This window comes from Chloroflexota bacterium (assembly GCA_020850535.1).
Taxonomy (GTDB): domain Bacteria; phylum Chloroflexota; class UBA6077; order UBA6077; family JACCZL01; genus JADZEM01.
The window spans coordinates 1-12839 of sequence record JADZEM010000184.1 but is presented as its reverse complement, the minus strand read 5'-3'; the positions used below and the strand labels follow the sequence as shown (position 1 = coordinate 12839).

The following is a 12839-nucleotide window of genomic DNA, read 5'->3' as shown; positions in this document are numbered from 1 at the left end:
ACGGGCGTCCGTCGCACCTGTCCCGGCCGCAGACCCTTCCAGAGTATCGTGGCACCGTCTCTGCATTGTGCGTGACGGAATCCATCTCTGGCTCGCCGTCTGGGGGCGACTATGGCACGCGCAAATCTCCTGCCGAAAGCGATCGGTCTCGGCACCTGGGGGCTGGTCACGCTCCCGGTCTGGGGCGCCGTGGTCGCGCCCCTGGCTCTGGCGTGGCTGGTCCTCGCATTCAACGCCTACTGGCTGATGCGCTCAGCCATGCTGGGCTTCGGAGCGATTGTCAGCCTGATCCGGCTGCGTCGATCTGAGCGCACCGACTGGCACGGCCTCGTGCAGCAGCAGAGCGGCGTCGACCAACTGCACCATCTCGTCATCATCCCGACCTACAGAGAAGAGGACGCGGTGCTGTCCGAGACGCTCGACCATCTGGCCGCGCAGGACTTTCCGCGCGAGCAGATCGCCGTCGTCCTCGCCTTCGAGGCGCGCGATCCTGGCGCGGCAGCCCGCTCGGCGCGCCTGCTGGCCCGCTACCGGCCGCGGTTCGGGCAGATGTGGGCGCTGTTCCACCAGATCCAGCCCGGCGAGGTCGCCGGCAAGTCGTCCAATCTGGCCTGGGCGGCCCCGCGCGCCCGCTCGTTGCTCCGGCGACGCGGCATCGACGTGGACCGCGTGCTGGTCACCATCTGCGACGCCGACTCACGGCTCCACTCGAAGTACCTGAGCGCCCTGGCCTACTCCCATCTCTCCGATCCCAAGCACGCCGACCGTCTCTATCAGCCGGCCCTCTTCTTCCATGCGAACCTGGATCGCCTGCCCCCGCCGCTCCGCGCCACCAACAGCGCCTACTCGGCGTGGTCGCTGGCGCGGCTGGCCCTCGGCTCGCGGCTGGTGCTCCAGTCCACGTACTCGCTGCCGCTGGCCCTGGCGCATCGGGTGGGCTACTGGGATGTGGATGTCATCTGCGAGGACTCGCGGATCTGCTTCAAGGTGCTCCAGCACGTCGGCGAGAGCGCCCGCGTCCGCCCGATCTACCTGCCCGTTCTCTGCGACGCCGCCGAGGGCGCGACCCCCTGGGAAACCATTGTTGCCCACTACCAGATGATCCGACGCTGGGCCTGGGGTGCGTCGGACGTGCCATACGTGGTGCGCGGCGCGTTCGGGCAGGGCGGGGTCCGGGTGCCGCTCGGCCCGACCATCGGGTTCATCGAGGATCATCTGACCTGGCCCACGCACTGGTTCCTGATTACGCTCGGGACCAAGGCGCTGCCGTTCCTTGCGCCGGCTATCGTGGCCTCACCAGACGGCGCGGCGTTGATCTCGGCGGGCGGCTTCCTGCTCTCGCTCTGTCTGCCGTTCATCATCATCGCGGCGACCATCGACCTGATGCTGCGCGGCGGCCCGAAGGATCTCGGGGAGTGGCTGGGCGAGCTGATCGGGTGGGCGCTGATGCCGGTGATTACGCTGGTGCTGACCTGCCTGCCGGCCCTGGACGCCCACACGCGGCTGCTGTTCGGGCGGGGCCTTGGCTACAAGGTGACGCCGAAGTTCGCACGGTAGAAACGCACCCTGCACCGCGATACTCTCATCACTCTCATCGGGTACGGCGGCGAGCGCGCGGGCGTCGGGCGCATCAGCCCGGTCGCAGCGCCTCGCGGCGGCCTGAGGCGTGGCCGCTCGCCTGAGACTCCCTGGCAGGACGGGCGCAGCGGCAGAGCTTTGAGACAGCAGTGTCGCAGTGCCGACACAGCTCTCTGACCGAGATGTCTGTCGTATTTTCACGTAGTGGCAAGAACCGCTACGATGTCGGCGTTCAACATCGCAAGGTCTTCCCAGCCGCCAGTCGGGATGTGTCCCGGCGGGCGGACGCCCGGGCTGACGATCGCAACCGTGTGCTGACCGATGCGGCAGGAGTCGATGGCAACCGCGACGATTGAGCCGACGCCACGCCGGTCCGCGGGTGGCATCTCCGAGGCACGAGACGCCGCCGTCGTGATGTGGCTGGCGTTCTGGACCATGATGGTCTCGGTGAGCGTCGGGCTGCCCTGGGATGCCTCCTGGCACATCCGGAATCGGTTCGAGACGCCGTTCTCGGCGCCCCACCTGCTCGTCTACGCGACGACCGGCCTGACCTGCGGCCTGGTGCTGGCTCTGCTGACGGTGCGCCGGCTGCGCCGCCCGTTCGGGGAGGCGTGGCGCGTGCCGCTCTTGCCCATCCGGATTCCCGGACCGCTGCTGCTCGTCGCGGCCGGCCTGCTGGTGCTGGCGCTCGGGGCCGCGCTCGACGCCGTCTGGCATACCGCGTTCGGCCTGGACGAGACCCGCTGGTCAACCCCGCATGCGATGATCGGCTGGGGCTGGGCCTTGGCGGCGTTCGGGTTCGTGTCGGCGCGGCTGGCGCTCGGGAAGGAGCGGCCTGTCCGCTGGTGGACCCGGGCGTTTCTGGCGCTGGTGCTGCTGGGGTTCTCCGCTGGCCCGATGCTCGGGCCCTTCCTGAACAACCACTCCGTTGACAAGGTGCGGCTGATCGCGGCCACCCCGGTGCTCCAGGCCCAGGCCGAGTACCAGCACACCGTTCGCATCTACCTGGACTGGCAGCTCGTGCGTACCAACGCCCTGTTCGTCGTGCTGGGGAGTCTGTGGGCCGGCCTGATCGTGGGCGTCTTGCGGGCGCTCGATTCGCGCGCCCGGTTCTTGCTGCTGCTGGCAGCCTTCTGGACCGTGACCTCGGCCCTGCGCGACTGCGGCACGGCCACCCGCCTGGGCATCCCGCTGACGCACTACGTCTGCTGGGCGCCGATCCCGCTCCTGCCGGCCGTGGCGGCGTGGCTCGGGGTCGGGCGGGTCTCGGCTCGGCGCGATGTCGCGGCAGGACTGGCCGGGGCCGTCTTCGGGCTGTGCTGCCAGTTGATCTGGCCGTCGCCCGGCCCGGTGCTCGGATCGGTGCTCGGGCCGATCCTCGGAGCGGGCGCCGGCGCGCTCTGCTGGCTGGCCGGCGAGCGGCTTGCGGAGACGGTTGCGGCGGCATTGCTCGCGCCATCCCAGCGTCGCTGCGCGATCATGGCCGTCGTCGCGGTCGGCGCGCCGCTGGCAACAGGGGTCGCCGATCTGATTCTGCGAAGCCAGACCCCCTGGGGATAGCCCCGCGCTCACAGATTCGGCCCGATGGACTGATATACTGCCGCCGTTCCGCGCGGGGAGCGCGCTCCTGCCCCGGGCAGGCCCGCTCCCCTTTGAACGCCCCGAACGGAGTCCGGCCGTGCAGTCCCGTCTTCAGTTCCTCAAGCAGTGGATGCGGAACCCGCGCGAGATGGGCTCGATCACGCCGAGCTCGCGCTTTCTGACGCGCGAGCTGCTTGGCCAGATCGATTTCGAGCGCGCACGCTTTGTCGCCGAGCTTGGTCCGGGCACCGGGGTGTTCACGAGGCCGATCCTCGAGGCGCTGCACCCCGAAGGCAAACTCCTGGCCATCGACACCAACCCGACGTTCGTGGAACACCTGCGCCGCGAGTACCCTGACCCACGGCTGACGGTCCTGGAAGCCTCGGCGGAGCAGATCGACGTGCTCACCCGGGAGGCCGGCTGGCCGCGCGTCGACGCCGTTATATCGGGGATCCCCTACTCGCTGCTGCCGCCCCCGCTCATCCGCTCGATCCTCGACGCGGCCCGGCGCAGCCTTGGCGACCACGGCCTGATGGTTGGCTACCAGTACTCGAAGATGCTCCGGCCGTTCCTGCTGGACGCGTTCGGCAACGTCCACTACCGCTCGGTGCTACTGAACTTGCCGCCGGCCGTCGTCTACACGTGCCACGTCGGCGGGGCCACCCACTAGCCGATGTCGTCATCGCTTTCGGAGGCCGAGGCCCGCGCGCCGCTGGCTCCTGCCCGCGTCCTGCCCGCCATCAGTCTGACCTCGGGCGCGTTCGGCCTGCTCCTGCTGGTCTTCCTGCTCTCCGGCGCCAGCGGCCTGATCTACCAGGTGCTCTGGCAGCGACAGTTGGCGCTGGTGTTCGGCGTCAGCGCCTACGCGACGGCCACGGTGCTGGCGGCGTTCATGGCCGGGCTGGCGCTCGGCGGGTACGTGGCCGGACGCGTGGCGGACCGGGTGCGCTCGCCGCTGCTCTGGTACGGCGTCGTCGAGATCCTGATCGGCGTGACCGGCCTGCTGACACCCATCGCGTTCGCCAGCCTGCAAGAGGTCTACGGGCCGCTGTACCGGACCGTCGGTGGGAGCGCCCTGGCCCCGGTGCTGCGGTTCGCCATCGCGTTCGCCGTCCTGCTGGCGCCAACCGCCCTGATGGGCGCAAGCTTCCCGCTGGTGGTCAAGGCCGCGCTCGGATCGCGCGACGACGGCGGCCGGGCCATCGGCCTGCTCTACGCCATCAACACGTTCGGAGCCGTCGTCGGCACGCTGGCAGCCGGCTTCCTCTTGATCGGCGAGCTGGGTGTGCGCGGCTCGATTGGGACCGCCGCCGCCCTGAACGTCGTCGCTGGGCTGCTCTCGGTGCTGGTGAGCCGGCAGGCGGCCCAGCCCGCCCAGGCCGCCGACGCGCCGCACGCCGCCGCGACAGCCGACGTACGCTGCCCGCCGACGCTGCTTCGCCTGTTGCCGTTCCTCCTGGGAGTCTCCGGGTTCTGCTCGCTGGCCTACGAGGTCGTCTGGACCCGCCTGCTGGTGCTGTTCCTGGAGACCACCACCTACGCCTTCACGGTGATGCTGGCGGCGTTCCTGCTCGGGATCACCCTCGGGAGCGCGGCTGTCAGCCCGTTCCTCCGACGTGCGAAGAACGGACCGCTGGCCCTGGTGGCGCTCCAGGCACTGGTAGCTGTCAGCTCGCTGCTGGCGCTCCAGGCGTTGGCTCGCATGGAGCCGCTGCTCGTGGCCCTCGGGTTTGCGACCGAGGAGGGGCCGTCGATCTTCGCGATGGGCGTGCTGGCGTTCACCGCCATGTTCCCGCCGGCCCTCTTCCTGGGCATGAGCTTTCCGCTGGCGGTGACCCTCTTCACGGCCGGCGGCGAGAGCGTCGGGAAGCGGCTCGGCTCGCTGTACGCCGCCAACGTGTTCGGCGCGATCTTCGGGGCGCTCTCAGCCGGCTTCCTGCTCGTGCCCACGCTCGGCAGCAACCTCACCCTGACGCTGCTGGCCGGCCTCAACGTGCTGGCGGCCGTCCTGACGCTCGCCGCCGACTCCTGGACCCCGACGCGCACGCGCCTGTCGGCGGCGCTGGTGGGCCTGCTGGTGGTCGGGGTACTGGGAGCCGCCGCGCCGCGCGCCTACGCCGACCTGCTGGCCGCCCGCTTCCCCGGCGAGCGGATCCTCTGGTCGGAAGAGGGCCTGGAGACGACCGTCACCATCACCCGTGACCGCGACGAGCACCTGGCGATGTACATGAACCACCATCACCAGGCGAACGACGCCGACTGGATGGTCTTCTTCCACCGGATGCTCGGGCACCTGCCGATGCTGCTCCACCCGCAGCCGAAGCAGGTCCTGGTGGTCGGCCTGGGCGGCGGCGCGACGGCCGGGGCCACCACCCGCTACGACGGCGCACAGATCACCGTGGTCGAGCTGTCGCAGAGCGTGGTGCGGGGCGCGGACTGGTTCCGCGACGTGAACTACGCCGTCACCGAGCGCCCGAACGTCACGATGCTGGTGGACGATGGCCGCAACCACCTGCTGGTCGGCGGCCACACCTACGACGTGATCACCGCCGATGCGATCTGGCCGACCCACGCCGGCAGCACGAACCTCTACTCCATCGAGTACTACCGGCTGGCGCGCCGCTCGCTGAACCCCGGCGGCCTGATGCTGCAGTGGGTCAACCGCGATCTGCCCGACGAGGATCACAACCTGATGATCCGCACGTTCCTGCAGGCGTTCCCGCACGTCAGCCTCTGGTTCGACGGGAGCCTGCTGGTCGGGTCGGACCAGCCGTTGGACCCGGCACTGCCCTGGGTGGATCGCCTGTTTCAGCAGCCCATCGCCCGGGCCGCGCTGTCACAGGTGAACATCCGCTCCGGCGACGACGTCCGCAAGATGTACGTCGCAGACCGCGCCACCCTTGAAGCGCGCGTCGGCCCCGGCCAGATCATCACCGACGACCGCCCTCGCCTGGAATACTCCACGAAGTTCTCGTCGAACAGCGGCCCACGCAAGGGGCTCCAGGAGCCTGCCCGCCAGCGGCCAACCCCGACGGCCCAGCCGCGCCGCCGCTGATACCGGCGTCTGACGCCGCGCCCCCAATCCCCTGCCTCACTCGCCCCGCCTACTGCCGACTCGAAGGACACCGACGATGCCGTCTGTCACGCTCAAGAACGTAGAGCCGCCCCTGGTTCTCGCCATCGACGTGGGCACCACCTCCGTCCGCACCGAGATCTACGACCGGCGCGGGCGCGACGTGCGCGGGACCGGCATGTCCGCCGAGACGCCGCTCCAGGCGACCGCGGCCGGGGCCGCCACGCTCGACGCCGATCGGGTGTTGGACACGACGCTCGGCCTGATCGACAAGACCCTGGCCGTGCTGGCGACCGTTCACGGCGGGACGTTTCGGATCGACGCCGTGGCGATCTCCACGTTCTGGCACAGTTTCCTGGGCGTCGATGCGCAGCACCGCCCGACCACCCCGCTGCTGCTCTGGGCCGACTCTCGCGCCCGCCAGCAGATGCTGCAACTACGGTCACGCCTGGACGAGCGGGCGGTCCACGCCCGGACCGGCTGCCTCCTCCACTGGAGCTACTGGCCGGCCAAGATGCTCTGGCTCCAGCAGACGATGCCCGATGCCTGGAAGACCACCCGGCGCTGGGTCTCGTTCGGGGAGTACCTGCATCTGCGGCTGCTGGATCGCTCGGTCTGCGGCGTCTCGATGGCCTCCGGCACCGGCCTGCTCGACCAGAACGCCCAGAAGTGGGATGACGAGATGCTGGACGCCATCGGGCTGGACCCCGGCCGGCTGCTGCCGCTGACCGGCCAGGGCGTGGCCGTTGGCAGCCTGCGCGACGAGTACGCCCGGCGGTGGCCGGCCCTGGCGGAATCCCAGTGGCTGCCAGCCGTCGGCGACGGCGCGGTCAGCAACGTCGGCAGCGGCTGCGTGACCCAGGAGCGGATGGCCCTGATGGTCGGCACCTCGGCCTCCCTGCGGGTGGCGTGGCGCGGCGAGCGCACCCCGATCCCCTGGGGCGCGTGGTGCTACCGCGTGGACGAGCACCGCTTCGTGCTGGGCTGCGCCGACTCGAACGGCGGCAACCTGTTCGCCTGGCTCAGCGAGACGCTGCAATTGCCGTCCGGCAAAGAGACCGAGCAGCAGCTTTCGCAGATGGCCGCCGATGGCCACGGCCTGACGGTCCTGCCATTCATCGCGGGAGAGCGCGGCCCGGGCTACGCCGCCCACGCCCGCGCCGCGATCCTCGGGCTGACCCAGGCCACGAAGCCCATCGAGATCCTGCGAGCGGGCCTGGAGAGTGTGGCGCTGCGCTTCGCCCTGATGTACGGCATCGTCACCAGCGAGCTGCCGGCCCCACAGCAGGCGATTGCCACGGGCGGCGCGCTCCAGAAGTCTCCCGCCTGGGCGCAGATCGTGGCCGACGCCATCGGCCGGCCGCTGGTGGCCTCCGGCGAGCGCGAGGCGTCGAGTCGCGGGGCGGCGCTGCTGGCGCTTGAGCGGCTGGGCGCCATCGACAACGTCGAGACGTGGCCCACCACGCTTGAGGGCACTTACCAGCCGGATCCTGAGTCGCACGACCTGCTGATGCGGGCGCAGAAGCGACACCGGCATTTCTACCAGCGGCTCGTGGTGGACGAGCAGCCGGCCTGACAGGGAGGATCCATGCGTCACAGGGAGGATCCATGCTACGCGTGACCGGTGGTCAGATCGTCGAGAGCAGCGGCGCGCCGATCGCGCTCCGAGGGACGTGCGTCGGCGGCTGGATGAACATGGAAGACTTCATCAACGGCTACCCAGGCTCGGAGCACGGGCTGCGGTCGGCCATCACCAGCATGCTCGGCACGGCCAAGGCCGAATTCTTCTTCGAGCGGCTGCTGGATCACTTCTTCACCGAGGACGATGTCGTCTTCATGAAGCAGTGCGGCGCGACGGTGGTGCGGCTGCCGCTCAACTACCGCCACTTCGAGCAGGACCGCGCACCGTTCCAGTACGTCGAGGACGGCTTCAAGCGGCTGGATCGGGCGATCCGCTGGTGCGCGAAGTACGGGCTGTACGTCATCCTCGATCTGCACGCCGTCCAGGGGTGGCAGAACACCGACTGGCACAGCGACAACGCCAACCGCCACTCGCTGTTCTGGCAGCATCCACACTTTCAGGATCGGTGGGTGGCGCTCTGGGAGCAGTTCGCGCGGCGCTACCGCGACGAGGAGTACGTGGCCGGCTACAACGTCATGAACGAGCCGGTCAGCAACGTCTCGGACGGCCGCCTGAGCGACGATTACACGCCCGACTGGCCGAACATCAACCGGCTCTATCGGCGGGTGGTCGACGCGATCCGCGCCATCGATCCGGACCACATCATCTTCCTGGAGGGCGACTACTACAGCCGCCTGTTCGACGGCCTCGAAGCGCCGTTCGCGCCGAACCTCGTTTACAGCAGCCACAACTACACCCGGGCCGGCTTTGGACCGGGGCCGTACCCTGGCGAGCTGATCGGCGGGTACTGGGACCGCGCCTACCAGATCGAGCGGGTGGACGAGGCCGAGGGCACGGTCTTCAGCAAGCGCCACAACGTCCCGCTCTGGGTCGGCGAGTTCGGCTCGATCTACAATGGCCCGCCCGACGAGAACCCGTACCGCATGCAGGCGATGGCCGATCAGATCGACATCTTCAACGAGCGGGGCATCCACTGGACGACCTGGGTCTACAAGGACGTGGGCGTCATGGGCTGGGTCCACCTCGACCCGCGCTCCGAGTACATGCAGCGGCTGAAGCCGGTCCACGAGGCCAAGCGCCAGCTTGCGGTGGACTTCTGGATGCAGTGGCTGCCGTCCACGCCGGCCAAGGATCTCGTTCGCGAGCTTGCGCGGCTGGCCGAGAACGCCATCGACGATCCGAGCGTCGATCCGGCCGGCGCCGAGCGCTACCTGGGGCAGGCCGCCCTGGCCGGGCACATCGCCGCCCTGATGCAGCCGGCCTACGCCCGCCGCTTCGAGGGGCTATCCGAGTCGGAGATCGACCGGGCGCTGGAGTCGTTCGCGTTCAAGCAGTGCCTGCCGCGCGAGGAGCTGCTGGCGGTACTGAGACCTCGCCTGACCTGCCCCTGAGCACCTGACGAACGCATCCACGCTTGCAACCGGGCCACAGACAGCCGGGTCAGCATCTAGCGTGCAAGTTCCCAGGTCGTCGTGCAAGTTCCCAGGTCGTCGTGCAAGTTCCCGTGTCGTTGTGCAAGCTTCCAGGTCGTCATGCGAGTTCCCATGTCATCCTGAACGGACTGAGCTTGCGAGGGAAGTGAAGGATCTCACCCGCTGGCGCGACACGTGATGGTCAGCGGGTGAGGTCCTTCGCCACGCTCAGGATGACAATTGCGTCTTGCACGCATTGCACAAGCTGCTCGTTCCCGCGACGATGGCCGCGTGCGCGGCAAGCTGATGACCATTGCGTCGTGCACGCGTTGCATGAAGTACCGACTCTCGCAACGACGGCCGTGTGCGAACGTGTCCAGCCCATTGCCCTTGAGGGAAGGAGTTGTGGATGCGGGGTACACTCGACCGGACACCCGGAAACCGACACCGGCGCGGAGTCCTCTCATGATCGTCGATTCGCACTGCCACGCCTGGCGCTACTGGCCCTACGAGCCGCCCGTCCCCGACCCCGAGTCGCGCGGGACCATCGAGCAGTTGCTCTGGGAGATGGATCGGAACGGCGTCGACAAGGCCGTGGTGATCTGCGCCAGGATCGAGCACAACCCGGACAACAACGACTACATCGCCTATCAGGCCCGCCGATTCCCGGATCGGCTCTACCAGTTCGCGGATGTGGACTGCCGCTGGTGGGAGACGTACCACCAGCCGGGGGCCGCCGACCGGCTGCGACAGGCCGTCCACCGCTACGGCCTGCGCGGGTTCACCCACTACTTCGATCCGCAGGACGACGGCTCCTGGTACCTTTCCGACGAAGGGCTGGCGTTTCTCCAGGCCGCCGTCGACCTGAACCAGATCGCCAGCTTCGCGATGCCGGCCCGCCTCCAGCCAGTCCTGCGGCAGCTTGCCGAGCGCTTCCCGAGCCTCCACTTCCTCTGCCATCACATGGCCGGCGCGCGCCTCGCGGAGGGGCCGGACGGCGGCCAGGGACTGCGGGAGATCGTGAAGTCGGCGGCGCTGCCGAACATCCACGTCAAGCTCTCCGGATTCCACTACCTGAACCCTGTCGGGTGGGACTTTCCGCACGCCGCCTGCCGACCGGTCGTCAAGGCGCTGTACGAGCATTTCGGGCCAGAGCGGCTGCACTGGGGCTCGGACTACCCGGTCCTGCGCAAGGCGATGACCTATCAGCAGGCGCTGGAGGCCGTCCGCACCCACTGCGACTTCATCGCATCGGCGGACCTGCGCCGTATCCTGGGCGACAGCCTGTACGATCTGCTGGAGCGGCACGGGTCAGCCTCAGGCTGAGCTACTCAGGCCGCAGAGGGGCACGACCATGACCACCGCGACGGTGCGGCTGACGATGGCGCAGGCGCTGATCCGCTACCTCCAGCAGCAGTACGTGGAGCGGGACGGCGTCGAGCAGCAGTTCTTCGCCGGCTGCTTCGGCATCTTCGGGCACGGCATCGTCGCGGGGATCGGGCAGGCGCTCCAGCAGTCGCCGTCGTTCCGCTACTACCAGACCCGCAACGAGCAGGCGATGGTCCACACGGCCGCCGCGTTCGCCAAGACCAGGAACCGCCTCCAGACCCTGGTCTGCACGTCGTCGGTCGGGCCGGGCGCGACGAACATGGTCACCGGCGCGGCCACGGCGACGATCAATCGCCTGCCGGTCCTGCTGCTGCCCGGCGACATCTTCGCACGGCGAAACGTCGGGCCGGTGCTCCAGCAGTTGGAGTTCGAGGCCTCGCAGGACGTCTCCGTCAACGACGCGTTTCGGCCGGTCAGCCGCTACTGGGATCGGATCAATCGGCCGGATCAGTTGCTGACGGCGCTGCCGGCCGCCATGCGGGCCCTGACCAGCCCGGCCGAGACCGGGGCCGTGACGCTGGCGCTGCCCCAGGATGTCCAGACCGAAGCCTGGGACTACCCGACCGAGCTGTTGGGCAAGCGGGTCTGGCGCATCGGGCGGAATCGGCCGGACCGGAGCGCCCTCGAACGCGCCGCCGCCTGGATCCGCGCGGCGCGGCGGCCGATGATCGTGGCCGGCGGCGGCGTGATCTACAGCGAGGCGACGGACGCCCTGCGCCAGTTCGTTGAGGCCACGGGCATTCCGGTCGGCGAGACGATGGCCGGCAAGGGGGGTCTCCGCTTCGACCATCCGCTCTGCCTGGGGGCCATCGGCGCGACCGGCACGCTGGCGGCCAACCGGATCGCCGCTGACGCCGACCTGGTCATCGGCATCGGGACGCGCTACTCCGACTTCACCACGGCCTCGAAGACAGGGTTTCAGAACCCGGACGTGCGGTTCATCAACATCAACGTGGCCGAGTTCGACGCCGCCAAGCACGGCGCGCTGATGCTGGTCGGGGATGCCCGCGCCACGCTGGACGAGCTGGGCGCGCTGCTCGACGGGCACGGCGTCGAGCCGGCCTTCCGCCGGCGGGCCGAAGCGCTGCACGGCGAGTGGGAGGCGGAGGTTGAGCGCATCTACGGCATCCGTCACCAGCCGCTGCCGAGCCAGGGCGAGCTGATTGGCGCGGTCAACGAGCACGGCGACCACGATGCCATCATGGTCTGCGCGGCCGGCAGCCTCCCTGGCGATCTCCATAAGCTGTGGCGCACCCGCCACCCGAAGCAATACCACCTGGAGTACGGCTACTCCTGCATGGGCTACGAGATCGCCGGCGGTCTCGGGATCAAGATGGCTGCGCCCGACCGCGAGGTCTACGTGATGGTCGGGGATGGCAGCTACCTGATGCTCTCCTCGGAGATCGTGACGTCGGTGCAGGAGGGCATGAAGCTGACCATCGTGTTGCTCGACAACGACGGGTACAAGAGCATCGGGGCGCTGAGCCGGTCGCTCGGGCAGAGCGGCTTCGGCACGCGCTACGCCTTCCCGCACGAGGGCAGCCTGCCCGGCGATGAGCTTGCCGACCACGTTCAGCGCCTGCCGGTGGATCTCGCCGCCAACGCCGAGAGCCTCGGGGCGCAGGTGATCCGCTGCTACACCTACGACGAGGTGGTAACAGCGCTCCAGACGGCGAAAACGAACACGCGCACAACGGTGATCTACATCCGCAACGACCGCCTTGAGGGTGTCCCTGGCTACGACTCCTGGTGGGACGTGCCCGTAGCCGAGGTCAGCGCGATGCCCGAGGTGCAGCAGAAGCGCCGCGAGTGGGAGCCGATGCGGGCGAAGGAGCGGCTGTTCCTCGGCACCGAGTAGGACGTTACCATACTGGATGTGACGGGTGTGTCATCCCGACCCCATTCGGCAAGCTCAGGGCAAGCTACGCGAGGAACGAGCGGAGCGGAGGGATCTTCCTCGCAGGGGTGTCCAGGGGAAGATCCCTCGCCTGCGCTCGCACGCTCGCTCCGCTCGGGATGACGGGTACGACGCCGCCTTCTGCGTGGTGGAGTAGTAGCCTCATCAGGGCGATTGCACGATCGTTGGTGTACCCGAAGCATCATGGAACGGGCGGTCGGGGACTGAAGTCCCCGCCTACAGTCACACCGTCGCTGCGCGACGGAC

At 69.0% G+C, this 12839-nt stretch carries 8 protein-coding genes; all 8 read left to right on the top strand.

Going from position 1 to position 12839, the window contains the following annotated elements; genetic code table 11:
• The first annotated feature begins 111 nt into the window (after nucleotides 1-111).
• The 8 genes from IT306_25905 to iolD all read left to right on the top strand — a co-directional run bounded on the left by IT306_25905 (nucleotide 112) and on the right by iolD (nucleotide 12533).
• Nucleotides 112-1557: a glycosyltransferase family 2 protein gene (locus IT306_25905; protein MCC7371876.1), complete on the top strand. Its 1446-nt coding sequence runs from the start codon at nucleotides 112-114 to the stop codon at nucleotides 1555-1557.
• A 357-nt stretch (nucleotides 1558-1914) separates the two neighbouring features.
• The gene (locus tag IT306_25900; GenBank protein MCC7371875.1) at nucleotides 1915-3138 is read left to right on the top strand and encodes a hypothetical protein; all 1224 of its coding nucleotides are present in this window, start codon (nucleotides 1915-1917) and stop codon (nucleotides 3136-3138) included.
• Between the two features lie 118 nt (nucleotides 3139-3256).
• A complete protein-coding gene (locus IT306_25895; protein MCC7371874.1) occupies nucleotides 3257-3829 on the top strand; it encodes a methyltransferase domain-containing protein in 573 nt (190 codons plus the stop codon).
• Between the two features lie 3 nt (nucleotides 3830-3832).
• Nucleotides 3833-6214 carry a fused MFS/spermidine synthase gene (locus IT306_25890; GenBank protein ID MCC7371873.1) on the top strand — a complete coding sequence of 794 codons (2382 nt, stop codon included), beginning with the start codon at nucleotides 3833-3835 and terminating at the stop codon, nucleotides 6212-6214.
• 76 nt (nucleotides 6215-6290) lie between these two features.
• Nucleotides 6291-7808 (top strand): gluconokinase, encoded by a 1518-nt coding sequence (locus IT306_25885; GenBank protein MCC7371872.1) that lies wholly within the window; start codon nucleotides 6291-6293, stop codon nucleotides 7806-7808.
• Between the two features lie 32 nt (nucleotides 7809-7840).
• Nucleotides 7841-9265 (top strand): glycoside hydrolase family 5 protein, encoded by a 1425-nt coding sequence (locus tag IT306_25880; GenBank protein ID MCC7371871.1) that lies wholly within the window; start codon nucleotides 7841-7843, stop codon nucleotides 9263-9265.
• Between the two features lie 486 nt (nucleotides 9266-9751).
• The gene (locus IT306_25875) at nucleotides 9752-10612 is read left to right on the top strand and encodes an amidohydrolase (protein ID MCC7371870.1); all 861 of its coding nucleotides are present in this window, start codon (nucleotides 9752-9754) and stop codon (nucleotides 10610-10612) included.
• Between the two features lie 55 nt (nucleotides 10613-10667).
• Nucleotides 10668-12533: a 3D-(3,5/4)-trihydroxycyclohexane-1,2-dione acylhydrolase (decyclizing) gene (iolD, locus tag IT306_25870; protein MCC7371869.1), complete on the top strand. Its 1866-nt coding sequence runs from the start codon at nucleotides 10668-10670 to the stop codon at nucleotides 12531-12533.
• The last annotated feature ends 306 nt before the right edge of the window (nucleotides 12534-12839 follow it).

Coding starts and splice junctions, on each gene's coding strand:
- IT306_25905 (MCC7371876.1), top strand. CDS start 112: ATGGCACGCGCAAATCTCCTGCCGAAAGCGATCGGTCTCGGCACCTGG.
- IT306_25900 (MCC7371875.1), top strand. CDS start 1,915: ATGGCAACCGCGACGATTGAGCCGACGCCACGCCGGTCCGCGGGTGGC.
- IT306_25890 (MCC7371873.1), top strand. CDS start 3,833: ATGTCGTCATCGCTTTCGGAGGCCGAGGCCCGCGCGCCGCTGGCTCCT.
- IT306_25885 (MCC7371872.1), top strand. CDS start 6,291: ATGCCGTCTGTCACGCTCAAGAACGTAGAGCCGCCCCTGGTTCTCGCC.
- IT306_25880 (MCC7371871.1), top strand. CDS start 7,841: ATGCTACGCGTGACCGGTGGTCAGATCGTCGAGAGCAGCGGCGCGCCG.
- IT306_25875 (MCC7371870.1), top strand. CDS start 9,752: ATGATCGTCGATTCGCACTGCCACGCCTGGCGCTACTGGCCCTACGAG.
- iolD (MCC7371869.1), top strand. CDS start 10,668: ATGGCGCAGGCGCTGATCCGCTACCTCCAGCAGCAGTACGTGGAGCGG.